This window comes from Aquimarina celericrescens (assembly GCF_042682765.1).
Lineage (GTDB): Bacteria > Bacteroidota > Bacteroidia > Flavobacteriales > Flavobacteriaceae > Aquimarina > Aquimarina celericrescens.
The window spans coordinates 661078-686990 of the sequence record NZ_JBHUHY010000002.1; the positions used below are offsets into that span (position 1 = coordinate 661078).

General features: G+C 35.4%; 16 protein-coding genes. 8 read left to right on the forward strand and 8 right to left on the reverse strand.

Features of this window, described 5'->3' with window-relative positions:
- Positions 1-37 precede the first annotated feature (37 nt).
- Genes ACFSJT_RS02940 through ACFSJT_RS02950 form a run of 3 tightly spaced genes read right to left on the reverse strand, consistent with a single transcriptional unit; the run spans position 38 to position 11130 of the window.
- Positions 38-4159 carry a T9SS type A sorting domain-containing protein gene (locus tag ACFSJT_RS02940; RefSeq protein WP_378318706.1) on the reverse strand — a complete coding sequence of 1374 codons (4122 nt, stop codon included), beginning with the start codon at positions 4157-4159 and terminating at the stop codon, positions 38-40.
- A gap of 3 nt (positions 4160-4162) precedes the next feature.
- A complete protein-coding gene (locus tag ACFSJT_RS02945) occupies positions 4163-6274 on the reverse strand; it encodes a fibronectin type III domain-containing protein (protein WP_378318707.1) in 2112 nt (703 codons plus the stop codon).
- 29 nt (positions 6275-6303) lie between these two features.
- Positions 6304-11130 carry a hypothetical protein gene (locus ACFSJT_RS02950; RefSeq protein WP_378318708.1) on the reverse strand — a complete coding sequence of 1609 codons (4827 nt, stop codon included), beginning with the start codon at positions 11128-11130 and terminating at the stop codon, positions 6304-6306.
- A 558-nt stretch (positions 11131-11688) separates the two neighbouring features.
- On the opposite strand from ACFSJT_RS02950, the gene ACFSJT_RS02955 reads away from it, so the two are divergent.
- Both ACFSJT_RS02955 and ACFSJT_RS02960 read left to right on the forward strand, forming a co-directional pair.
- On the forward strand, positions 11689-13893 hold the full coding sequence (locus tag ACFSJT_RS02955; RefSeq protein WP_378318709.1) for an ATP-binding protein: 2205 nt from the start codon (positions 11689-11691) through the stop codon (positions 13891-13893).
- Positions 13884-14279, forward strand: coding sequence for a response regulator (locus tag ACFSJT_RS02960; RefSeq protein WP_378318710.1), 396 nt, complete (start codon positions 13884-13886; stop codon positions 14277-14279). Before ACFSJT_RS02955 ends, ACFSJT_RS02960 begins: the two co-directional genes overlap by 10 nt.
- Positions 14280-14304: 25 nt before the next feature.
- Here ACFSJT_RS02960 and ACFSJT_RS02965 read toward each other — a convergent pair whose 3' ends face one another.
- The 3 genes from ACFSJT_RS02965 to ACFSJT_RS02975 form a co-directional block, all read right to left on the reverse strand.
- On the reverse strand, positions 14305-15414 hold the full coding sequence (locus tag ACFSJT_RS02965; RefSeq protein ID WP_378318711.1) for a DEAD/DEAH box helicase: 1110 nt from the start codon (positions 15412-15414) through the stop codon (positions 14305-14307).
- Positions 15415-15498: 84 nt separating this feature from the next.
- The gene (locus ACFSJT_RS02970) at positions 15499-15891 is read right to left on the reverse strand and encodes a hypothetical protein (protein WP_378318712.1); all 393 of its coding nucleotides are present in this window, start codon (positions 15889-15891) and stop codon (positions 15499-15501) included.
- Between the two features lie 197 nt (positions 15892-16088).
- Positions 16089-16979: a DUF72 domain-containing protein gene (locus ACFSJT_RS02975; protein ID WP_378318713.1), complete on the reverse strand. Its 891-nt coding sequence runs from the start codon at positions 16977-16979 to the stop codon at positions 16089-16091.
- Between the two features lie 86 nt (positions 16980-17065).
- Between ACFSJT_RS02975 and ACFSJT_RS02980 the strand changes: the two genes are divergently transcribed.
- The 4 genes from ACFSJT_RS02980 to ACFSJT_RS02995 all read left to right on the forward strand — a co-directional run bounded on the left by ACFSJT_RS02980 (position 17066) and on the right by ACFSJT_RS02995 (position 22143).
- Entirely contained in the window at positions 17066-17818 is a 753-nt protein-coding gene (locus ACFSJT_RS02980) for an outer membrane lipoprotein-sorting protein (RefSeq protein ID WP_378318714.1), read from the forward strand.
- Between the two features lie 71 nt (positions 17819-17889).
- A complete protein-coding gene (locus ACFSJT_RS02985) occupies positions 17890-20958 on the forward strand; it encodes a WD40/YVTN/BNR-like repeat-containing protein (RefSeq protein WP_378318715.1) in 3069 nt (1022 codons plus the stop codon).
- A gap of 336 nt (positions 20959-21294) precedes the next feature.
- Positions 21295-21711, forward strand: a complete 417-nt coding sequence (locus tag ACFSJT_RS02990) for a glyoxalase (RefSeq protein ID WP_378318716.1) — start codon at positions 21295-21297, stop codon at positions 21709-21711.
- Between the two features lie 12 nt (positions 21712-21723).
- Entirely contained in the window at positions 21724-22143 is a 420-nt protein-coding gene (locus ACFSJT_RS02995) for a DUF4174 domain-containing protein (protein ID WP_378318717.1), read from the forward strand.
- Position 22144: 1 nt separating this feature from the next.
- Here the strand turns inward: ACFSJT_RS02995 and ACFSJT_RS03000 are convergent, their stop codons facing one another.
- Positions 22145-23092, reverse strand: a complete 948-nt coding sequence (locus ACFSJT_RS03000; RefSeq protein WP_378318718.1) for a phosphoribosylaminoimidazolesuccinocarboxamide synthase — start codon at positions 23090-23092, stop codon at positions 22145-22147.
- A gap of 127 nt (positions 23093-23219) precedes the next feature.
- Positions 23220-24176, reverse strand: a complete 957-nt coding sequence (locus ACFSJT_RS03005; protein WP_378318719.1) for a PhoH family protein — start codon at positions 24174-24176, stop codon at positions 23220-23222.
- A 281-nt stretch (positions 24177-24457) separates the two neighbouring features.
- Here ACFSJT_RS03005 and ACFSJT_RS03010 point away from each other — a divergent pair, with 281 nt between their 5' ends.
- Positions 24458-25288, forward strand: coding sequence for an SAM hydrolase/SAM-dependent halogenase family protein (locus ACFSJT_RS03010; RefSeq protein WP_378318720.1), 831 nt, complete (start codon positions 24458-24460; stop codon positions 25286-25288).
- A gap of 318 nt (positions 25289-25606) precedes the next feature.
- The gene (locus ACFSJT_RS03015) at positions 25607-25897 is read left to right on the forward strand and encodes a putative quinol monooxygenase (protein WP_378318721.1); all 291 of its coding nucleotides are present in this window, start codon (positions 25607-25609) and stop codon (positions 25895-25897) included.
- Positions 25898-25913: the final 16 nt, after the last annotated feature.

Below are 25913 nucleotides of genomic sequence, written 5' to 3' on the forward strand. Positions count from 1 at the left end.
TTTCAATCATTCTGATAAGTACATTGCATTTACTGGTTTACTCGACTATGAGTTTACGCGTTTCTGATCCGTTAGGAGTTTCTAATAACATTAAGTATATTCCTGTGGGCATTGAAATAGTATAGTCCAACACATACTCCTGATTATCTTCCTCTGCGCGCTCATGCATCGTTGCTCCAGAGATAAGGTTTATAATTTTCACGTTAATGTTAGATGCTGATCCCAGACTAATTTTGGTCTTAAAATCACCGTTGCTAGGATTAGGGTATAGAATAAATTCTTCTATGAACTTTTTTTGAGAAGTAGTTGTTTGGGGTGTTTCAATTGCAGGCTGAACTAAAATAGTCTTGGTAAAGTCCTGATAACAATCTCCCTGGTATGATCTTAAATTAATATCATAGGTTCCTTCTTCTTCAAACTTCAGTATTAATTCTTCCCTGGTTTCAGAAATCATTTGTACTCCTTCAGGAATTGTCCAATCCACTGCTTCACCCATTGGGTTACTCACATTAACAAGCACTACATCCTCATTCGCATATGCCTGGGTGGTAATTAAGAAGTCAGAATCTATGGGTCTATCGAAAGCCTCTACAATAACTTCTCCCGCGCCTACACAACCTGATCCCGTGGTAATTGTAGCCGTATACCTACCAGTTTTGGTAAGGGTAACGGCAGCATTTGTACTGGTAAAACCAGTGTCACTCGACCAGAAATAAGTCGCATTGGGATCATCTATACTGATATCAAGAGCTAGCGATTGTTCTCCACAAAGGGAACGTTTTTCTTCTAGATCAACCACTACAGGATCCGGATCGGTTAACGTCTCTTCATAAAAAGCTATACATCCGCTAGCATCAGTAATCGCAATCGAATATGTGCCTGCTACTAACCCCTGTGACTGATTAGAAATGGCTCCTGTGTTCCATAAATAAGAATATGGAGGAACCCCACCGGTAACATTGATACTGATCTGTCCATCATCGCCTTCAAAACATGTTGGAGAAATAACTGATAATGGTTCAATTTCTATATCATTTGATTGCTCAACTCTTATATTTGCTTCTATCTGACAACCTTTTGCATCTTTAACAAAAACTACATAGGTCCCGGCAATCAGGTTATTTATAGTTGAAGAAGTATCTCCATTACTCCATTCGTAGGTATATGGTGCCACACCCCCTGTAGTAATAACTTCTACCCTGGCATCATTACCGCTTGCACAGGTAACATCGGTTTTTCTAAAGGTAAGCGCTAATCTTTCAGGTTGCGGTAAATACTCCACCACATCAAGAGCTTCTGATAACTCATAAACACGGGAACCATCTGCTCCAATTCGTGACATGTAATTTCCCAGAACTATACCATTTTTATCCCTCACATTTAGCGAATAATTAGTAGCCGTATCCAGAAAATCAATGTGATTATCGTTAATTGAAAGCTCTTCCCAACTGCCGTCACTTAGTTGTATTTTCCAATCATAAAAATATGAGGTTAAATCTCCTTTATCGTTCGTTGGAACTGCAACACTATAATCAGGATTTTCTACATCGAATGGAACCCCGCCGCTCACTGTCGCCACCAAAACCCCGTCCTGAAACTGATCGGCTACTCCATCAAAATTGGTATCTATATTATCACTAAACTCATTTTCGGCGTTACAGGAAATAGGGTATATGGTTATATTTACTTCAAGTTTTGGTGGTTGAGCAAGTGTAATAGTTTCACTAATTGTTGTACATCCTTCTTTATTGGTTGCATCATCGTAATTCGCATCCCTCGCAGTAATTGTGTATTCACCTTCTCCAATACTATGTAAGGTAACCAAATACCCTTGGCCTTCATTATAAACAGCAGATGTGGTATTAATGATGGTGTTATTTTCATCTCTCCATTCAAATTCATAAGAATTATCATTAAACGCAGTACCGCCATTGATCGTCGCTATGATTCTACCATCTTCAAATTCAAAGGCTGTAGGTTCATTCAGTATTTCTGTGGTTAGCGATAATGAAGTAGTCGGTTGAGTTATGGTTACTACTTTTTCTATGATTGCACCAAGTTGAATGGTTCCATCTATTACTGTCTGTATTTGTGCTTCACAACCATTACGATCTCTTAGTTTGATAGTATAGGTATCTGGTAATAGATTTGTAATGCGATGGCTAGTTGCTGATGAAAAAGCTACCCAATCATCTTCATTATACGCTTCTCCACTTCTTTTGATTAGATATTCATAGCCCCCTACACCCCCAGTTGCATCAAGGGTTATTGCTCCGTCTTGACCCCCGTTACACCAGACATTAACAGCACTATCTGCAGGTTCGCCAACAAAAGCTACAGGTGTTGGATTACCAACCTGAAAAGTTGCTTGATGATAACTCGCTCCTGTAAAATAGGGTTCATCATTGCTATTGTCTCCAATCATATTAATTACAAAGTCTGGACTGCTATGCTTAAGGCTATCGATCGTGATTTCATTTCGCTCATTAAAAGTATAAACATTATTCATATTTCTAATCACACCTTCCCCTTCTTCTGCCGAAGGATCTGATACGACAAAACCGAAGACATCACCCTCTATTAGAGGTCTGTCAAAAGTTACGGTTACGCTTCCGTCATTACCATCATAACAACTCACTGGTGCGGTAGCAACATTTACAATGCGGGGTGCAGACTTTCGAATTATATAGCTCACCACATTCTGACTACCTTCGTCATCACAAGACAATGTTCTGAATACAATTTCTTTACCAATCACAGATTCGTCAAAGTGATCTGGGTAATCTGCTAGTATGATATTACGAGTAGGACTAGATGCTCCTGGTAAATCAGTCCATACAAGAGCGTCTGTACCTTCTAAAAAACTATATTGCCAGTCGTATACACTATTATTAAAACCTTCTGAAGCGCTTAGGGTAAATTCATCTTCATACCCTATCAAATCTGATTCTAAGGTTCTAGTGATTTTGGGTAAAGGCGTGATTTTCCAATTAAAACGAAGTTTTTGACGAACTTCATACGAACCAAAAAAATCATTATTATCACTTTGTCTTTCGTTAAAAAAACCACTATCGCAGGGATCTATATTTGGTTCTATAGGATAAGTTTTTTTAACTCTTCCGCCTAGATCCCCACTTACACATTTTTTTCCTAATAATAAATTAACTTTATCTTTACCATACATAAATACATCTATCCGTTCTACAACACCTTCTAATACATATTTTGTATCACGATTACTTCCAATAGTGAAATTTCCCTTTTTATACTTTATAAATGTTTTAGAAGTGCCATCACTAAAATGGGCCGTTAGTATGACATCTTCTTTACACCTACCATCATCAAAATCAGCATCATAATACCAATTACTAATATCAATCTTAGTCAACTGCCCATACTCTACAACATTTCTACCCACCACCGTAAAATCTGTATCGGTATCGTCGCAACTCTCAATTCTAAAAAATACCTTTTGATCAATAACAGATCGATCTAAAAAATCGATTAATCGAATACGCAATCGACGACTTGGGGGTCTTGGAACATTAATCCACTGACCTGTATAACCTATGCGGTATTGCCATTGATAATTGCCGCGAGGTCGAAAAAAACGTCCTCTTTTAGGTGAAAGTGTAAAAAATTCTTCATATCCTAGATTTTCGTTACTCATGTTATAAGCCGTTCTTAAGTCAATTCCAGTTTTTGTAGTCACTTGATAATCAAAGGAAAAATCTACACTGACCTCATCTTCAAATGAATAACTATTACCTGTAGCGTTAATTTCGCAAGTGTTTGAGTCAATCGGTATTTCGTATGTTTCGTTTACTTCCTCCTGTTCGCCAAAAGGAAGACATCCAAAACCAGATCTACTCCTGCTATCTTTTGCATATACGGCTACCACAAGTTTACTCACAGTGCCTTGTAAGATATAGCTCTGATCTGCCGCACTCGTACTGCCATCACGATAATCAATAAAGGTTCTGGGAGCTTGTCCTCTTGTAAAATGGGCAGTTACCCTAAACCGTTCACTACATTTCCTATCTTTAAATGTGGAGTTGTATTGGTAGTTACTTATGTTAATAACCGTTTCTTGGGCAAATAAGGCACAAGAACATAGTATAAAAATCAACGAGACTAAAACTTTACTATATCTTTCCATAATCTAATACGTTATTTCTTTGGTAATCAAATTTGAATGACTCCCATTTGCCGTCATTGCTTTTATTTGATATACATATATATTATTGGGGGATACCGATTGATCTTCTACAGCGTGAATGGTTCCTGAAAGTTGTTTCCATAACACCGGTTTTTCTTCTTTTTTTGATTTGTAAATCAATACCTCCACCACTTCTGCTGGCATTTTTCTCCAATTCAGTATTACTTTATTGGCGTTTCTATCTGCAACCGCTGTAAATCCTTTGATGAGGTTTTTTTGTAGTACCGAATTTTGTGTTACCACAGTTATAGGTGTTGAGGGTTCAGACATTAATTTGTTCTTATCTTGCGCAAAAATCGCATAGCGGTATTTGAGTTTTGGCTGTACTTTTTTATCCACAAAAGAGGTTACTGTATCTGTTTTAAAAAGTAACACCCATCCTTTTTCGGGTGTTGCAGTGTTTTGCCGATACAATTGGTGAGTATCTATATCATCACTGGTACTATTAATCCATTTTAGAAAAACGCCATCTTTTCTCGTTTTATAATCCAAAAATATAGGTGACGAAGGCGGTACTACATCAGGTTTTGTGAGCTTCACTTTTTCTGAATAATCCGACATGTTATGACGCTTATCTACTGCAACTACTTGGTAAAAGACTTCTCGATTTAGTGAATTGATTTGTACCGTATCCTTAAATGCATTTTTTTGCACGGGAGTATTGGTTATTTGAGATACTTCTTCTTTTTCGATATTACCTCTAAAAACGCGGTACCCCAGCATATCATTTTCTACATTAGCTTGCCATTGGAGTGTTACAATACCCAAGGTGTCTATAACGCCTACTATTCCAACAGGAGCCGCTGGAGGTATTGAATCGACCGTTTGAACAAAAGTAGCCAGGGATTTACTTTTTTGTTCGTTTTTCCCAATGGCTGTGATGGTAAAGTAATTAGAAGCTGAAAGCGCATCATACGAAGTTTTACGAGAACTGGGTGGTAAATCACTTTTTACGACCTTATAAGGCCCATCTTGTTTTGGAGCCCAGTTTAATTCGAAGCCTTTAATTTGTTTTTCGGCTTCCTTTAAAAACTCCCATTCTAATATAACTCTACCAGAAGATTCTAGTGTATGATTTATGATCTGAGGATGTGCCTTTAATTTTTTGATTCCTCTTGCTTCAATGATTTCAGAAGGTGGACTTTCTTCTCCAAAAGGCGAAATCCCCTTAACCCGGTAATAGTAGGCTTTGTCATTTTGAGATAAGGTATCCACATACCGCATTCTTTTAGCCGCAGATTTTGATGCACCATTAAAATTGACTATTGGTTTATCACCCAATCGGATAAAATCAGTACCATTTTCTGATTTTTCTACAAAATAGGTTGTATATAAAGAGCTGAACATTTCGTAATCCCAAGTAAGTATAACAATCTTGTCGTCTGGTACAGCAATCAGATCAATTGGTGAGGGTAATACTGCTGCTTTTGCAGATTTAATTACTACAGCACCTGGTCCTACCTTTAACAATTCTTCAGGAACCGCAGTCATCACCTTGTATAAATATTCTTCTCTAGGGCGTATGGTGTTATCTTCATATCCTAAGGCAGCCATTTTTGCTGCTTCAAAACTCATATCTGCAGCAAATAGCCCAAAAGAAAAACGCTGTTCTATTACCTTAGATTTATTTACAATTTGTGCTATTGCTCCCGCTTCTTGCATACCCTCTACCTCAAAAGTATCTCCATATAATGCTTGTGCCAAAATAGCGGCATAGTCATCCCGGTCTGCAATACCCTCCCAAGCCTCTAAAGGTTTTGGCAACATCGGTGTAGGTGTCAATAATTGTCTTTCTGGAGTTGGTAGCAATACTCCGCCACGTGCTATTGTATAACGCTCAATACGATAGCCATAGGTATTTGCCTTTAACCAACCAGAAGGTGTGGTTACTCCCCACCTTAATAGTATTTTGTTATCTTGCACCTTGGCTATAACTTTTACTTCTGGTACTATTGTAGTCTCTTGAGCTACTAGTGCAGAGGAAACACCACAGAGCATAACCAAGACTAAACCTAGCTGAGAAAATATGCGAACTATTTTTTCTTTTTTTAACAAAATTTTTCTTTTTCTGTGTGTGATTCTACTTAAAATTTCATTGGGTTCTTAAACTGATAATTTGCCGAAGTTCCTGGAATGCCTCCCGGCAAATTGTAGTGTAACTTTATCGTATACTTTCCATAAGACATTAATTTGAAAGTAGTTTCTATAATACTTAACTCTGGTGCATCAGGAGCGATAAGAGCACTCACAAAATCGTTGATTACCCGAGTTCGGATATCCATATAATCTGCATGATATGTCTTAGGTAGATTATAGCGATACGGAAATTGCGTAGCTACAAAGCTCAAATTGGTACGATTTTCTAAACTGGTTATATAATTACTAAAAATTGGCAAGGCTCTTTTGGGCCTGAATCCTAATAATGTCGTGTTTCGACTGATGCTGTATTTTGTCCCCAAGGCATATTTTTGATAAATTATGGGGTCAATATCGGTTGTGAAATAAGCATCTTTTAAATCAGATTCTGCCAAAATAAGTGCTTGATTTTCGGTATACGCTGTCCCCTGTAATTCTGCCAAATCAAAACCTTCATCACTTTTGACCTTAGAGGATAAATACATAACTTCTGAAGCGTTACCAATGATACCCCAATTGTTCTCCTGGGTATCAATATTCTTGACTTTTGCAGCAAAAGTTTTGTAGTTACTAGTACTAAAATTATACGCTAGTCGCTCTATTGTCCCTTCTTTTACAACATCTTGCGCCGTATTCTTCTTAATTCTCACAACATTCTCTTCTCCATAGTCTTGTTCCTTGATTTCAGTTTTTGCACTACCTGTCTGGCCCGAGGCCTTAGTAAAGCTGGCAAGTGTCATCTTGTATGATGAGGATTTTGCGATATCCGGAATTTGGTAATACAATTTATTTTCTGCCGCATTGTAAGTAGGAGCAGCTTCTTGTTCTTCAAAGTTTTTGCCAATATATTTTACCACACTCTGCCATTGTGCATTATCAAAAAGGTAATCTTGTCCTTGTTTCAGTTTGATGTATCCTGTTTTGTATTCATCTGTATAAAAATACTGCTGATTAACCACTGGATATGCATATTGAATATTCTGCAGCGGAATATGATCTGGTGCTGTACCTGTAGTGAAATTTCGTTCTTCTGTTTCTAATGCTTTTTGACCATCTTCTAAAATAGTTTTGAACACTCCTCCTACTTTTTCTTGAAAACTTACCGATACTACAGCTTTCAATTTGGTGGCGGGTGGTAAAATATCTTCTGGGATAAAAGTAACCCGACTATTTCCTGAGGCCCATTCTAATGTTCCTTTGATTTCTTCTTCGGCTTCATTGGTTACTGTAAACTTTTCTAATACCACTTTGTATGTGTTATCTCCACTATCTTCAGGAATTATGATAGGTTGGTTTACTTTTAAAGAAAAAGTAGCCTGTGGTGCGGCAAATACATCTACGCCAGTATCATTATCTTCAGGAGTCACATCAGCAATCATCTTGATTCCATTAAGAGGACCTTCATTTTCGAACTCACACTCCTTACCAAGGGTCACACGAAGTCTAAAACGTCCGCTGATCCATCCATTAAGAATGGAATATTTGCCAGTCATATAGCCCCGCATCCAAAAAGGGTTAGGTAATTTGGCTTGCATCAATACAGCGGCACCCCCTTTGAAAATAGAGACCTTTTTCTTTTTAAAAAATAACTTAATCTTGATCCCGATCTCACCCTCCATATAAGCATACGCCTGACCGTTGGTGTACCAGCCATGAATTCCTACTGCGTCTCCTGTATTGGCACAGCGTGCATCTCCATAATTCTTCATCATCAAATCAAATCCAACACCCGCCCTAAGTCTCGCATATAGCATCAGAAATCGCACCTCCTTGGTATCAAAACTCAAGTCTGCTCCAAACGCAAAGCCACGACCCGTACCTAATGCATTCTCATCTCGCATATAATCCAAAGTTGTTGCATCGACTCCCATAATATCAGCTACAGCAGCAGGCGGCGGCGGACTGCCTAGTATTTTGGTCCCCGTCATAAAATACCCATCAAACTTTACAAAAGCAGGTCCTACGCCCAATTTGAGTCCAACTCTATTATCGGGAATTCCTATATAGATAAACCAATCATCTTTTCCTACAAACATCTCGCCCCAGCCGGCTCTACCTTTATCTCCTACCCCTGTAAGAAAGCCTCCTGGCGTATCAACAAATACATTGAGTTGGGCATGAAAAGTATCATTGACAAAATCAAAATCCATCCCCAAATATGCTGTTACATGACCTTTACCACCTACTATTTCTGTTTTATAGTCTTCTTTGGCCTTGTCCAACCAGACCTTACCTCCATTACTATCTGCAACTTGATTCATTAGATCTGTATCAGCTAGCTCTGCTAGTTTATTCCTTAATTTTGCTTCAGGATTCATCATCTCAAAAGCTTCAAAAAACTGCGCTTCACCATATAATCCCATTCTGCGAACACCGCCACTAGAACTAAACTCTATTTCATATCCAGCACCAAAATTGACCACTCTATCACTTCCCACTTCACCAAAGACCATCGTCTTAACGCCTAATCGAGTTTTTTTGTTGGGTTCATAAGACAGACCAGAGGGTGAAAACACCTCTACATTACCTGGTTTTCTTGTCATTTTATAATAAGCACCGCCTGCTACTCCTGTAATCGTCATTGGTCCTACAGGAATTTTGAATCCCTCGACTACTGCATCTACATACCAATATCTAAAGTCTTTTTTACCAAAAACTGCCTTAGACTCGATACCTTTTAATGGTCCAAATGAAGCATTAATAGTACCCGCAAACCCTTTTCCATAAACTGAATCATTTTCTCGAAGGAATAATTCGCCATAAAAGTCTACCACACCGATATTAACATCCAAAATCATTTCAGATACAGCTAAGCCATCATATTTCCATTTTTGCTTTCCTTCTGAAGCATCATTTTTACCTTTAATCTCCAAACGTGCATCTGCACTAAAGCCTTTATCTTCTTTACTCATCAGATTGACTTTAAGATTAAAGTCTAATTGCATTTTGGTATCGTTTACACTAAAATCGATATCTCTTATTGATACTGGGAAACCGGCTAGTTCTACGGTATCTTCATAACCAAAGCGATCCACAGAAATCAAGGGAGACTCTGTTTGTAGCACCAAACGCTCAAAGGTAATTCCTTTGAACTCTACAGTTTTTTTATTTCCATCATCATCGAGTACATTTTGACCTTGAGCATCTACAACATCAACACCTTCGTTTGCCAATGATTTTTTTTGATTGGCAGAAATCGCCATTCTTCCATTTAGAATCGCTTTGGGTCTAAAACTGCCATCAACTACATTGAGCTCTATGGCAGAGTTGTCTAATAATTGTGCCTTAGCCTTAAATACATCAAATTCTATCGTTTTACCAGTCTCAACAGACATCATAAATTCTTCTTCAGAGATGAGGCCTTTGTATTTGAGCCCTGGCTTATTTTCTTCTTCTTCATCATTTTCTTCTTCTTCATCTTTTTCTTCTTGATTCTGCATCTGGCTTGCTAGCTCATCAGAAATTGGTAGCACAATCTGTCCTTCAAAACCAGCTCCTACCAAATTATTGGCAGCTAGGTCTATGGTCATTTTATCTACAGAATACGCCCATCCGTTGGTCTCAGAAGTAATTCCCTTATCGATCCTAATTATATTATTGACAGAAAAACTTCCAGATACTCCATGACTATCCAGTATCATATCTTCGGCCTCAAAAGAGACGCGTTCTTCCCCTTTTTTTGCTTTACTTTTAAATGGTTTTGGAAGTCCTATTTCCAGAGAGGCTATGTATACCCCTTGCCAAGTCCTTTCGTCTCCATGCAACCAGCCATTTTCTTGATAAATACTAGGAAAACTTACTCCTTCTGTACGTAGCGTACTAAAATCAAAAACTGCATTATTCACTTCAAATGTAAATAGCTCTTCCTGACCTTTGATTACAAAAGGTGTAAGACCGATCTCGACGATCATATCACCCCAATCAGACCCTACTGCCTTAAATTCTCCTCGTACTCTATTGGGTATTTGTATAGGGTTTTTAAGAGCTCCCGTATACTCGATTGTTGGTCTCTCATCTAATTCTCCATTCTCTTTCAATGGAAGCACAACATTCCTAGAAAATTGTACTTCACCTTGAATTTGCATTTCTTCGAACCCTTCACAAGTAATTTTTACATAAGTCTTGTTTTCGACATCTGCCGTATCGTAATCAAAACCTCCTTTTAACAATAAAAGTGATTTGCCACCTCCAAATGGAATAAATATATCTCCCAACAGTACCAAATCACCCCCATCGATAATACCTCCTTGATGGGAAAGCTTGATATTACTTGCCCCAAAAAATAGTTCTACAGGTAATCCTTCTTCGTCAGTCTGAGGAAGGATAAGCTTCGCAAAGACCAATAGCTCAGTATAATCTTTGGTAAAACTAGCTTTCATAAAACCTAGTTGGTATTCGACTTCATTGATTTTGTGCTTGATCCCAACAGGCAAAACCTGAATATCCTCATTAGAAAAAGAGGAAATCCATTTTCCTGTACTGTCAATCTCCTTAAAACCTCTTTCAGCCTCTGATCTCGCATCAACAACACTTTCTGGCATTCGAGGAAATTCTTTGGCTATATTATCGAAAGTAAATTCTGGACTACTTATACTATTTATGTTGCTCTTTAAAGGAAACTTTTTATCAAGTTCAGGAAAATGAAAAGATTGTGAAACCAGTTTTTCTTTATTGAAGATTTTGGTGCTATTAGATTTTTTAATTATTAATGAATCACCTTCTGAACAATAAAGAGCTATGGGCAGAATTAAGGTTATAATTATGAGTAATTTCATTTTCATGGGACAATTACGATTTATGTGACAAAAGAAAACTCGAAACCACTTCATAGGCTTCTTTGAGTAGGTAGTGCAACTGCTGAAAAGACGTTGGTTCGGTTTTTCGAGTTTTAAAATGGAAAATTATAAAAGAATGTTAAGAAAAGAGTGTCAGATTATAATTTGGCACCTCTAATTTGTATTTATTACAAAATTTTTCAGCACTACAATCAGAGTGAATATACCTTAAAATAAAGGACAAACAGATATTTTTCCCGAAAGCAACCTCCTTGTCGAAGCTTGAAGTTTTGACTTCACCAGAACTACTATTTTGGTCATTTCAGAAAAAAAAATCCTTTTTGGCCTAAAAAATATGGTAAGTACTATGACAAAATAAGCGTCTGATTAAAAGAATATTTTGGTAATTCAAACTCCAAATATTGCAGAAGTCTGAATATCACATTTTGTAACAAGGAAGCTGGTAATAATCTAAAATCATATAGTCTTTCTTCATAAATCATTTTGTAACTTTAGAAGAAAATACCTCTTAATCCTAATTAAACCGACCTTCATATTATGCCTTTTACTGCTGAACAACTTGGAATTTTAGCCGAAAAAACGTCTCATTTTCTTCTTATTCTGAAAAAAAATGGACGAATAGTTACCTATAATAATCGTTGTGGGATTCTTTTTCCGATAGATGAAGGTGACAAAATGGTAAAGTACATTACCAACTATATTATAGATAGCGATGTAAAGGCCTTTAAAAAGTCTCTCTCTTTTTTAAATAACAAAAATGCGATCCTTAGTAAGTCCTTCAGTTTTGCGACTGAAAAATATGGAGTCCTATCTCTAAAATTTGATATGACGTACCATAAAGGATTAATCTATGCTGCCGGAATAGATACTACAGAAGAGTATAAAGAACATCGAGCACTAAAAACAATCTCAAAATTAACGAAGACGGGAGCATGGTATTATAACCCAAAAAATAGGGACATGTATTGGTCTAAAGGATGTTATGCGATTAAAGATCTAGATCTGGATGTGAAAATCACCAGGGAATTAGGAGCAAGTTTCTACCCAAAAGAAAATAGAGCCAGAATCGAAAGTTATTTAGATACGCTTATTCAAACAAAAAAACCTTACAAGTACACTGAGAAGATCATTACACAAAAAGGAAATGAAAAATGGATAAAAGTAGTTGCACATCCAGTACTTTACAAGGGTGAGGTAGTGTTTGTAAACGGTACCATAGCAGATGTAACCGATCGTCATAATTATATAGAACAACTAAAAGAAAACGAAGAAACCAAGCGTTTAGCTTTAAAAGGCATACAATCTGGTTTGTTTGACCATCATATCGAAAAAAACGAGGTTTTTTATAGCTTGGATTTTAGAAAAATGTTAGGATTACCATTAGATCAAGATTATGTGTCTGAGAAAGTGTTTAGAAAAATGATACATCCAGAAGATGTTGTATCTGCGATTGACAGGCATTTGAAAAATCTTAAAAAAGAAGGAAACCATTATTATAATTATTACCGTTTAAGAAATAAAAAAGGAGAATATCGTCATTTTGAAGTATATGGCTTTAGAAGAAAAAATGAAAAAGGAAATACTGTAAGAATGATCGGTAATCTCATTAACGTTCATCAAAGAAAATTAAATGAAAAAACGATCGCAGAAAGCAAAAACAGATTACAGGCTATGGTTAACAATGGATTTGCCTATACTGTATTGCTCAATTTAAAGGGTGAAATATTAATGACTGACGAAAAGTCCCTTAGAATTATAAAAAGGGATTTTAAGGTAGATCCTATAAAAACAAAATCTCGCTTTATAGATGTTATGCCTCTAAATTTTAAGAATACATTTGCTCATGAATTTAATGAAGCTCTTAAAGGTAATACGATTAAAAAAGAGATTGAACGTATCACAAATAAAGGCAATTTACAATGGCTTGAATCTAAATATACTCCAATTTTTGATCAAGAAAGAAATGTAAATTCTGTGCTTATTAGCTTTCATGATATCACAGAACGGAAATTAGCAGAAATCGCTATAAAAGAATCACATTTAAAAGAACAAGAACTAAACAGCCTAAAGTCTAATATACTTTCTAATTTCAGCCATGAAATAAGAACCCCCTTAAATGGTATAATGACAGTGAGTAAACTTTTATTAGATGAAAACAAACCTAAAGAGAGGAAAAAGCTCATAGCATATTTAGAAGAAAGCAAAGACAGACTTCTGGAGACGATAAATAACCTGTCAAATTTTAGCGATCTCGATGTAATAAAGAATAACCTTAATATGAGAGAAGTGGATACTAATTTTACTGTAGAAACTTCTTTTAGAGAATACAAACATATGGCCGAGGCTAAAAATCTTAGTTATCATTTAGAGCTAGATCCAAAGTGTCCTCAGATAAATATTGATGACGACCTTTTTAGAACTGCGTTAAATAATATTATACATAATGCGATTAAATATACAAGAAAGGGAAATATAATTGTTAAAGTGAATTCTAAGAAATCAAAAAATAATGTTTATATTTCGGTTGGAGACACTGGTATAGGTATCGATAAAGAAAATCTGAAGAAGGTTTTTGATCCTTTTGTACAAGAAAGTATTGGCATGAATCGTAAATATGAAGGTACAGGTATAGGATTAAGTTTATCAAAACGATATATAGAAATACTAGGTGGAAGAATAGAGGTAAATAGCAAAATTGGAAAGGGAACAAATTTTACTATAATAATTCCAGAATGCCTATGAATATTCTTTATGTTGAAGACAACAAAATTAATGCAATGGTAATGGATAAAATGTTATCCAAAAATAATGCTAATGTTATCCTTGCAGAAAATGGTTCACAAGCTCTTAAAGTTGTGAAAGATCAACGTCTTGATTTAATTTTGGTAGATATCAATTTGGGTCTGAATCAAATGGATGGCTGTGAATTATTACAAAGATTTAAAAAGCTGGATTTACTAAACAACATTCCGGTATTCGCAGTTACTGCTTACGCTATGCCTGGTGATAAGCAACGTTTTATAAATATTGGTTTTGATAATTATTTTTCTAAACCAGTCAATTTTGACAAACTCTTGGATGTTATCTCAACCATAAGGAATAATTTAGATACTAAACAAATGACCTAAATTGATAGTAAAAGAAATCTTTATACTATCTCACCTGATTGAATCGAATTCCTAGTTGTTTTTCCAGATCTCTTATGATTTTAAGTTCTGATTTTTGTATAAGTGCCAAAGATAATCCCGTTTTTCCAGCTCTTGCTGTCCTACCGCTTCTGTGGGTATAATATTCAGTTTGATCAGGAAGCTGATAATGAATCACAAAACTTAGGTTCTCAACATCTATACCTCTGGCAGCTACGTCTGTGGAAACTAATAATTGCACCGTCTTTTTCCTAAAAGCTCTCATCACTTTATCCCGTTCTTTTTGAGTCATTTCACCTTCCAAAAGCCCAACATCATAATTTTTAGCTCTTAATTGTTTAGAAAGTGTTCGTGCCGCTACTTTAGTTCTTGTAAAAATAATCCCCCTACCCTCATTTTGTGTTTTCAAAAAATAAGTTAACGTATCTAATTTGTTCACTTCATCACCCACAACAAATTGATGTTCTATTCCTTTATTGACCGTATCACTTCTGTCTATAGTTACTTTTATAGCTCTACTATCTACATATCTGTTAATTATCTCATCCAAAGAAGAAGGAATGGTTGCAGAAAAAAGCCAAACATTTCGTTGTCCTTTTGTTTTACTCAAAATAGTGGTGAGATCCTTTTTAAAACCCATACTCAACATCTCATCGGCCTCATCCATTACAATGGTCTTAATCTTTGAAATATCTACTACATTTCTTTCAATAAGATCTATAAGTCTTCCCGGGGTAGCAACGATAATGTGTGTTGGCCTATTTAATCTTGAGATTTGCTTTTCAATTTTTTCGCCACCATAAACAGATTCAGTGAATATTTTATCTGTATACTTTGTAAACTTAAAGAGTTGTTTGGCTATTTGCTGACCAAGCTCTCTTGTTGGAGCCAAAATAAGTGCTTGTGTATGAGTTTTTCTAGGATCTATCTGAGCTAATAAGGGTATACCAAAAGCAGCTGTTTTCCCGGTACCGGTTTGTGCCTTACCTATAAAATCAGTTTCATTTTGAAGGAGAACAGGTAGTGTCTGTTCTTGAATTTTTGTAGGAATCGTAATCCCCATCTCCTTGAGACCTTTAATAATATTCTTGGGTACTCCTAGTTCTGCAAATGTCATAGCTACCTATTTAAGCTGCAAAAATAAATGAATATATCAACAACTCAACCTAATTGATAAATAACTATTGGATAAACAAAAATATTAGCAAGAGATGCTCATAAAATATCCGAAAAACTGTCGTTTTAGGGTTAAACCTTTCTTGTGATAGTGTAATTCATTCATACAAAAACCACCAGAACAATTGAAATCTGTACCTTCATCTGAGGATATAACATCTAATGTTGACAATTCATGCGTATGTTTATGATTTTTATGCAGAAAATCACATTTATCATCTTGACTAATCATATTGTAAGAAAAATCTTTCTCATTCAAGTAAAGATCATTAGCTGATAAAATAGAGTGGTCAGTATAAATATCATCGGTATTATACGAAATAGAAAAATTCGTATTGGTAGGACTTGATTGTGCAGTTCCTATGGCAGCTATCATTAAAAATACTAATAAAATTGGGGAGTGTAGAAGTTTAATCATATAAAAAATATTAAGTTTTTAAGACAATCTAATCATAATTCGAAATTCTAAAATTCGTACAAAATATTGTATAACTTCCTACAATAAAATTGTGAATAATATCGCTAAAATACATTAATACACGTTAAAAAACAACTTTACTTTGTTTTTTAACACTTTAAAATATAGATAAAACCTTGTGTATAAGAGAGATTGATTCAAAATAGCTTCAAGTCGTCCGTAGAATGACCAGGTAGATCAAGACTTGTACCTAAATGTTTATTCAGTTTTTTAATCAAGTATGCCGATAATAAAGGAGATTCTCTTTCGATATTTTGATGCACAAAAAAATGGATATGATTGATTCCGAGGTTTTTCCAGGTATGTAACCTTTCAACCCAGTCGTCAAGTCTGGAATAATCTGTTGGATGATTTGCGCCTACATATCTTATAAAAGCTTCATCGTTGGTAAGACGCATGTGAAGCAAATCCCTTCTACCTGCTGTATCAGTTATGATATTTGCGATATTATTTTCCTCGAGCAGATTATATAATTCACTAGCTATAGCCTTATCATTAAACCAATCTGTATGTCTAAATTCTACTGCAAGTCTTATTTCGCTTGGCCATTTTTCAATAAATTTTACCACCCTGTCAAAATTTTTGGGAGCAAAATTACCATGCAACTGTAAAAATATAGTTCCCAATTTTTCCTTAAGGTGGATAATATTAGATAAATATTGGTCGACGTATGGTTGCACATCATCATTCAATCTTTTTAAGTGTGAGATATTCTGCACTAATTTTGGAAAAAACTTAAAGCCCTCTGGAGTTTTATCATACCATTTTTTGAATTGATCTTCAGGAAATATTCTGTAAAAAGTAGCGTTTAGTTCTATACTATTAAACTGTCTTGAATAGTATTCGAGCTCATCCTTTGTCCCTCTCGGATAAAATCCTTTTAAATCTTGTTTATTCCATTTGGCGCAACCAACAAATACCGATAACTTATTATTAGTGGTTTTTTTTAAAATTTTAGCTGTACCTGCATGATCATCAGGTAATGTAAAATCAACTTGCTCTGGATATTCTACTTTGCCAAATTGCATATCTATATTGAAAAAGATTAGTGATAGTGTAACAAAAATATAATTCGATTGACTAATTTTATACAAACATCATAAAAAATATAATAATGAACGCTTTAAAATCTATTTTAGTAGCTCTTGTATTAGCTATATCAACTTCTTTTTACGCTCAAACAGCGGATGAGATCATTGAAAACTATTTTGAAAACACCGGAGGGAAAGAAAATTGGGAAAAGTTAGAAGGAATTGAAATGATTGGTGTAATGAAAATGCAAAACATGGAAATCCCTTTTGAGCAAGTTGCTACAAAAGATGGAAAACAAGTCGTATCTATAGAACTTCAGGGCAGCAAAATGGTATGGTCTGCTTTTGATGGTGAAACCTCCTGGCAGAGAAATCAAATGACTATGGAAGCTGAAAAAAGCGATAATGAGGCTACCGAGAATATGAAAAAGCAAGTTAAAGATTTTCCGGACCCTTTTCTAAACTACAAAGAAAAAGGATATACTATCGAGCTTATTGGTAAAGAAACCATTGATGGAACGGAAACCTTCAAAATAAAATTGACCAAAGATCCTATACTGATAAATGGAGAATCTAAGCCAAGTATATCTCATTATTATTTTGATACTGAAAACTTTGTTCCCATTGTAGTAGAATCAGAGATCAATGAAGGACCAATGAAAGGCCAAACTGTAAAATCGACCATTAGCGATTATCAAGAAGTAAACGGAGTGTATTTTCCATTCTCTATAAGCAATCAATTTCAGTCTATGGGTTTTAAAGAAATCAAGCTTAATCCAGAAATAGATGCTACACTTTTTGCATTTCCTGAGAAAACTGAGACAAAAAAACAGTAAACATAAAATAAAATCCTCAAAAATATCTTATTGGGGATTTTTTCATTCACAACAAATCAATCAATACAATTATGAATAAAACAATTATAGTTGTAGCTCTTGGTACACTTTTATCAATGAGCATATACTCACAAGATATTGTTCTTAAAGGAAAGGAACTTTTTGGTAATCTAGAAGCTAGACAAATAGGTCCTGCATTAATGAGTGGTAGGATCATAGACTTAGAAAATCACCCAACAAATGCTAAAATAATATATGCAGGTACCGCTGGTGGTGGTGTTTGGAAATCTGAAAATGGAGGAGCTTCCTTTTCTTCTATATTTGATGATCATGCACAATCGATTGGGGTAGTGGCAATAGACCCAAGCGATCCAGATAATACGGTTTGGGTAGGTACCGGAGAGATATGGACCAGAAACAGTGTTTCTATTGGTGATGGGCTTTATAAATCAAATGATGGCGGTGCCAATTGGAAAAAAATGGGTTTTGAAAATTCGGAACGAATCAGTAGCATCGAGATCAATCCAAAAAATCCAAACGAAGTCTATGTCGGTGTGCTAGGTGCTTTATGGGGAGATAGTGAGGATAGAGGAGTTTACAAAACCACAAATGGAGGGAAAAACTGGGAGCAAATATTATATGTTAACGAAAAAACAGGGGCCAATGATGTGATTATGGATCCTTCCAACCCCAATATTTTATATGCTGCTATGTGGGAATTTAGAAGAACTGCATGGGGATTTAATTCTGGAGGACCAAACAGTGCCTTATATAAATCGATAGATGCCGGAAAAACGTGGAATAAAATTCACAACGGATTTCCAAAAGGTGATCTGGGTAGATTTGCAATAGCTATAGCTCCTTCCAGCCCAAAAACTGTCTTTGCAGTAGTAGAAAGTAAAGAAGACAAAGGGCTTTATCGTTCTGATAATGCCGGAGCAAACTGGGAATTGTTAAATGAAGATTTTGGACTTGTGGTAAGACCATTTTACTTCTCTAGGTTAGTAGTGCATCCAACAAATCCTGATATTTTGGTAAAAGGAGGTTTGTTCGGTAGCATCTCCAGAGATGGAGGAAAAACTTTCAAAAACCTTGGTAACATGCATGCAGATATTCACGATATCGTTTTTGATATTAATAATCCTGATGCAATGTACGTAGGAACAGATGGGGGTGTATATAGAAGTTGGGATGGCGGTGCGACCATGGATATGGTAGACAACTTGCCTGTATCACAGTTTTATCATATAAGTGTAGATAATGAAGAGCCTTATAATATCTATGGCGGATTACAAGATAATGGATCATGGTGGGGCCCTTCTTCCTCCCCTGGAGGTATCGAGGCACGGGATTGGAATCGTGTTGGTGTTGGTGACGGATTTAGAGTATTAAAACACCCCACAAAAAATATCATTTATTCTGAGATGCAAGGAGCTCAAAATGTCTGGAGATATGATGTGGATAAAAATTACACAAAGAATATTCAACCCCTCCCTATCAAAGGTGAAGCAGACCTTCGTTTTAACTGGAATGCTCCTATGGCAGTAAGTGAGCATCATCCCGACAGATTTTATATGGGAAGTCAATTTTTGCATGTAAGTGAAGATATGGGAGATAATTGGAAAAAAATATCTCCAGATCTTACCACTAATGATCCTGCTAAACAAGATAAAGAATCCGGTGGTATTTCTACAGATAAATCGGGAGCAGAAACGCATACTACTATTTTTACGATCGCAGAATCTCCTATAGATGAAAAAGTAATTTGGGTTGGAACAGATGATGGTAATGTACAGGTAACTCAGGATGGTGGAGCGACGTGGACTAATACAGTTACCAACATAGAAGGACTTCCAAAAAACACTTGGGTGTATCATATTGAAGCTAGTTCTCATAACAAAGGTACAGCCTATGCTGTTTTTGATGGTCATGCTTCGGGAGATATGAATACATACGTATATAAAACCTCAGATTTTGGAAAAACATGGAAATCCATAGTCACTGAAGACATTAAAGGTTTTGCAAGAAACATACAGGAAGATTATGTAAATGAAGATTTATTGTTTTTGGGAACCGAGTTTGGATTGTTTGTAACTATTGATGGTGGTCAAAACTGGTCAAGATTTACAAATAACATGCCGGCAACCGCTGTGCACTTTATCGATTTGCAAAAAAAGACAAATGATCTGGTGATGGGTACGCACGGCCGAGGTGTAATCATTATTGATGATATTTCACCTCTGCGACAACTTACTCAAGAAGTACTTGTCAAAGACGTACATTTTTTTGAAAGTAAACCTGCTATTATAAAGGAAGAAGGAGGTTTTGGGGGCGGAAGTACAGAGCTTCAATTTGTAGGAGATAATCCAAAAGCTGACGCAAAAATCATTTATTACCTGAAGAAAAGACACACCTTTGGTAAAATGACCCTAACCATACAAGATCAGGAAGGTAATGAGATTGTAAGTCTTGTACCAGGAAAAGCCAAAGGTATAAATGTGGTAGACTGGAATTTTAGAAAAAAAGGACCAAAAGTTGCTGCCGGTAAGACCTTTACCTTTGGAGGATTTACGGCGCCAAGAGTTGCTGCTGGAGATTATAAAGTAGTTCTCAAAAAAGGAAAAAAACAGTACGAAAGTTCTATAACTATCAAAAATGATCCTACCTCCCTAATAACAGAAAGTGATAGAACAGCTCACCAGAAGTTAACAAAGCAATTGTTCGATGACATGGAAGATTTAGCTTATCTGGTTTATAAAATCGATCAACAAATAAAGAAGGCTGAAGAACTTTCTAAAAACGATCCGACTGCAAAGAAAGTAACCTCTCCTGCCATAGCCGCATTAACTTCTTTAAAAGAAACATTGGTAGTTACTACAGGTGATAATTATGTCGCAGAGGCAGAACCGCAACTGCGTGAAAAGCTCTCACAATTATATGCCGAAGTAGCAGATCAATTTGAAAAACCCTCATACGCGCAAATAGAAAATCAAGGAGTACTAGAAACTCGCTTAAACGAAGCAGAAGCTTCCTATGAAAAAATAGAAAGTAAGCAAATCGCTAAATTGAATAAATACTTACAAAAAACTGGTGGTGCTCCTGCTGAAATTTTGGATAAAGAAAATTTTATAAATAAATAATGCTATTTTTTTTTGCTGTGAAGCTGTTTCATTAATTTGAGGCAGCTTTTTTAGTGTATAAACATAAGTACATTATTAACTTAGTACTCCATAAAAATAAAAGAACAGATCTGTGATGTAATATATATTATTAAGAATTTTGTCATGCAACTATTGTGATTGTTTATAAGTAGTTTAAAACTCAATTTACGATCCTGAAATTTGAATTGAACTATTACGTATTTTTAATCAACTACCCCAGGGCAAGCCCATGGGTCATCAGATTGAGATTAATTTTGATTTCGCGGCAGGCCGCGAAGCTTTTAAATCTCGATTATCGAGTAAACCTTCTTTAATATGGAAAACAGGGAATCAAATTTATTGGCTATACGCCCACAGTTATTAAATGCAAGAGTTTCTGAAAATATGAGCAATGATGAGCAATTTCAGAACAGAACCATTAGACCGATAATAAAACTTCAGGGAGATTTGTTACTTGAAGTATTTAAAAACTACATCAAAAAAAGAAAAAACACTTTTTATGAGATATCCCTCGAAAAAAGATTAGCATTTATTGAAAATGCCATCCAGAAAGACATGAAATTCAGAAATAGTCTTAAAGGAATGGTTATTGGCCAATTTACTGTAGAAGAATATCTTACTTACACCCAAAATTCTTCTTCGCTCAACAAGCGAATGATGAATATTGTAAAAGAGCGTTTGCAAGATAATGTTCAATTGTTGGAATCGTCATTATCAGTAATCTCTGAATAAAATGAAAAAATCATGCGCAAATTTTTATATTTCTGCTTTTTAGGATTTTATGCCATGAGTTGGAGTCAAGATTTTAAAGAGCACCAATGGAAAAACAGAATTATCATTATATGCACAGATTCTTTTTCAAATCCTGAATTTCAGAAACAAAAATCCGAATTGAATAAGTATCCAAATGAACTCAAAGACCGTAAACTTATAGTATATAAAGTTACACCCGATAATTACCGATTTGGATTGGGCAGTACGATATCTCTAAGAACCGATAAACAATTTTTTGACACTTTTAATAATGAAAAATCTCAATTTAAAATTATTCTTATAGGTTTAGATGGCAGTATTAAAATGACCTGGGAAAATTTTATAGCTCCAACCGATATTTTCGCATTAATAGATCAAATGCCTATGAGAAAAAACGAAATCAAAAATTAACTTAGCTGTTTAAATAAGAAAGTATATTTTTTTCGATACGTTTTTCAACTTCTGCAACATCAGCTTTCTGAAAAGTTTCACCGGTAATTTTTTCATAAAGCTCAATATACCGATCAGAAACTGAAGTAATATAATCATCGGTCATTTCGGGGATTTGCTCTCCTTCCTTTCCCTGAAAACCATTGCTGATCAACCACTGCCTTACAAACTCTTTTGATAACTGTTTTTGTGGTTCTTCCTTTTCCTGTCTTTCGTCATATCCTTCGGCATAAAAATAACGTGAAGAATCAGGTGTATGGATCTCATCAATTAACACAATTTTTCCATCTTTTGTTTTTCCAAATTCGTATTTAGTATCCACCAAAATCAATCCTCGATCAGCTGCAATCTCAGTTCCTCTTTGAAAAAGTTTACGAGTATAATCTTCAAGAATAAGATAATCTTCTTCAGAAACTATTCCATTCGATATTATTTCTTCTCGTGAGATGTCCTGGTCGTGCTCTCCACTATCAGCCTTGGTAGATGGTGTAATGATAGGTTCAGGAAATTTATCATTTTCTTTCATACCTTCTGGCATTGCTACACCACAAAGCATACGTTTTCCGGCTTTATATTCTCTTGCTGCATGACCAGAAAGGTATCCTCGAATTACCATTTCTACCTTAAATGGCTCACATAAATGACCAACAGCCACGTTAGGGTCCGGAGTATCAATTAACCAATTGGGCACCAAATCTTCAGTCGCTTTCATCATTTTGGTTGCGATTTGATTAAGGATCTGACCTTTAAATGGGATTCCTTTTGGCATGACTACATCAAAAGCCGATAGGCGATCTGTTGCAATCATCACAAGCAATTCATCATTAATATTATATACTTCTCTTACTTTTCCTTTGTAAACCGATTTTTGACTAGGAAAATGATAGTTTGTATCTACTATGGTATTCATTTAATTCGTTTGTGAGTGTTCGAGTTTGTGAGTGTTTGAGTTCTTGAGCAAGTGAGTATGCGAGTATTCAGAATAACTATACACTCATCACTCAAAGTGCGGCACCCTAGACCTCTCACCACTTATATCATTCATTTCTATGTTCGATCTCTTTATAGGCCGCAATAACTTTTTTCACCAATTTATGGCGAATAACATCTTTATCGTCCAGGTAAATCATTCCGATTCCTTGAATATTTTTAAGAACAAGTAATGCTTCTTTCAGTCCTGATGTCACCCTTCTTGGTAGATCTATTTGTCCGGGATCTCCCGTAATGATAAACTTTGCGTTTTTACCCATTCGAGTGAGAAACATTTTCATCTGCGCACGAGTCGTATTTTGTGCTTCGTCGAGTATTACAAACGCATTATCAAGTGTTCTACCTCTCATAAACGCCATCGGCGCGATTTGAATAATTCCTTTTTCAATAAAGCTCTCCAGTTTTTCAGCGGGGATCATATCTCTTAATGCATCATATAACGGCTGCATATATGGATCAAGTTTTTCTTTAAGATCCCCTGGTAAGAAACCCAAATTCTCTCCAGCTTCAACAGCAGGTCTTGTAAGAATGATCCTCCTTACTTGTTTTTCTTTCAAAGCTTTTACAGCCAGTGCGACTCCGGTATATGTTTTTCCGGTTCCCGCAGGGCCTATAGCAAAAACCATATCGTTTTTGTTTGAAGACTCTACTAGTTTTCTCTGATTTGCAGTTTGTGCCTTGATCAACCTGCCTCCTACTCCGTGAACCAATGTCTCACCACTAATAGCAGATGTTTCATAATCTTCTTTGCTTTCACTGGTCAATACACGTTCGATTACATTTTCATCAAGCTTATTGTATTTAGCAAAATGATCAAGAAGCATATTAAGACGTAAATCAAACTCTTCAAGCATGTCTTCGTCTCCATAGACCTTCATTTTACTGCCACGAGCAACAATCTTTAGCTTTGGGAAGTATTTTTTTAACAATTGAATATTGCTATTCTGAAGTCCGAAAAATTCTCTCGGATTAATCTCTGTAAGTTCAATTATGAGTTCGTTCAAAAGCTATATGAATTTTAGTATGAATTGTTTTATGGATTGACTAAGTTTGTTATCCCGATAACGATCGGAATGGTTTTTAGATTTTTCAAGGGAAAACAAAAGAGAAAATTTAAAATAAACCAAAATTTATGTATAATTATTGTACTGTATTTATTAAAACTAAGGATACAAAACAGTATTATTTTCTATTTTGAAGCCAAAAGAAAAACTTTTAATAACTTCAAGACAAATTTACATATTTTTAAGCGCTTACAATTAAAAGATATTAACAATTATTGTACATGCCGATTATTACATTAACTACAGATTTTGGGATTAAAGATCATTTTGTATCTGCGGTTAAAGGAGCAATATATACCGAGTTGCCTGATGCCAAAATTGTTGACATATCCCATGAAATTTCACCTTTTCATATTACAGAAGCTGCTTATATTATTCAAAATGCATATAAAAGCTTTCCAAAAGGGAGCATACACATCATTGGCATTGATAGTGAACTTAATCCTGAGAATAAGCATATCGCTGTAAAACTGGATGATCACTATTTTATTTGTGCCAATAACGGATTAGTATGTCTGATTACTTCTGAATTTAATCCTGAAAAAATTGTAGAAATCAATATCCATGATACTATTGTCTCTAATTTCCCGGTAATGGATGTATTTGTGACCGTTGCATGCCATATTGCCCGTGGAGGAACCCTGGAGGTAATCGGGAAAACAGTTTCTGAGATAAAAACTATCAAAGGAATCACTCCTATCGTAAATGTTGGAAATAAACAAATAGTAGGCAGTATCATCTATATAGATAATTATGGAAATTTGATTACCAACATCACCCGAAAACTTTTTGAAGAAATAGGGAAAGGAAGAAAATTTAAAATTACCGCACGCACAGCGGTATTTGAAAATGTATATGACCGATATAGCGACGCCATTAATTTTAATATTGAAAAAGGTAAACGTGAAGAAGATGGAAAAAAGTTAGCGATTTTCAACTCTTCCGGATATCTGGAGTTGGCCATTTATAAAAGTAATCCAAAGACTGTTGGAGGCGCTTCTAGCCTTTTTGGATTATACTATAGAGATACTGTTACCATAAGTTTTGAATAATACATCAATATTTGAGGAAATAATGATAATCAGGGCATTCGGGCAGGCTATTCACTATATCTTTTTTTATTGTATCCTTTGAGAGCCTCAGGATACAATAAAAAAACGATAAGTTTGCCCTGAGTGTAGTCGAAGAGTTACTATCCTTAACGCACACAATAATAAGCGAATGTCATTTTTCGTAGGTGGTAATACATAGAAAATGAATAAACAAATGAGTCACGTTTCGTCATGTTGTCAAGTTTGTTCAATTAGAGATAAATATTTTAGGATAAATATTTTGCAGCTTTGTAACTTTGCTGCTTTTATACTTAGAAAATGATCGTACGAATTGTAAAAATGGGATTCGTCCCAGACCAAATTGATGCCTTTTTAGAAATTTTCGAGCAAAACAAAGATAAAATCAGAAATTTTGAAGGTTGCAATCACGTTGAATTATTAAGAGATATCAATCAGACTAATCAGTTTTTTACTTACAGTCACTGGGAATCTGAAGCACATCTCAATAACTATAGAAACTCTACGTTATTCAAAAGTGTTTGGGCAAATACCAAAAATAAATTCAATCAAAAACCCGAGGCCTGGAGTGTTGAACAAGGCCAAAGTTAGCAATTGGCAGTTGGTC

Coding starts and splice junctions, on each gene's coding strand:
- ACFSJT_RS03010 (WP_378318720.1), top strand. CDS start 24,458: ATGCCGATTATTACATTAACTACAGATTTTGGGATTAAAGATCATTTT.
- ACFSJT_RS02975 (WP_378318713.1), bottom strand. CDS start 16,979: ATGCAATTTGGCAAAGTAGAATATCCAGAGCAAGTTGATTTTACATTA.
- ACFSJT_RS02955 (WP_378318709.1), top strand. CDS start 11,689: ATGCCTTTTACTGCTGAACAACTTGGAATTTTAGCCGAAAAAACGTCT.
- ACFSJT_RS02940 (WP_378318706.1), bottom strand. CDS start 4,159: ATGGAAAGATATAGTAAAGTTTTAGTCTCGTTGATTTTTATACTATGT.
- ACFSJT_RS02990 (WP_378318716.1), top strand. CDS start 21,295: ATGGAAAACAGGGAATCAAATTTATTGGCTATACGCCCACAGTTATTA.
- ACFSJT_RS02985 (WP_378318715.1), top strand. CDS start 17,890: ATGAATAAAACAATTATAGTTGTAGCTCTTGGTACACTTTTATCAATG.
- ACFSJT_RS02950 (WP_378318708.1), bottom strand. CDS start 11,130: ATGAAATTACTCATAATTATAACCTTAATTCTGCCCATAGCTCTTTAT.
- ACFSJT_RS02995 (WP_378318717.1), top strand. CDS start 21,724: ATGCGCAAATTTTTATATTTCTGCTTTTTAGGATTTTATGCCATGAGT.
- ACFSJT_RS02970 (WP_378318712.1), bottom strand. CDS start 15,891: ATGATTAAACTTCTACACTCCCCAATTTTATTAGTATTTTTAATGATA.
- ACFSJT_RS02965 (WP_378318711.1), bottom strand. CDS start 15,414: ATGACATTTGCAGAACTAGGAGTACCCAAGAATATTATTAAAGGTCTC.
- ACFSJT_RS03015 (WP_378318721.1), top strand. CDS start 25,607: ATGATCGTACGAATTGTAAAAATGGGATTCGTCCCAGACCAAATTGAT.
- ACFSJT_RS02960 (WP_378318710.1), top strand. CDS start 13,884: ATGCCTATGAATATTCTTTATGTTGAAGACAACAAAATTAATGCAATG.
- ACFSJT_RS03000 (WP_378318718.1), bottom strand. CDS start 23,092: ATGAATACCATAGTAGATACAAACTATCATTTTCCTAGTCAAAAATCG.
- ACFSJT_RS02980 (WP_378318714.1), top strand. CDS start 17,066: ATGAACGCTTTAAAATCTATTTTAGTAGCTCTTGTATTAGCTATATCA.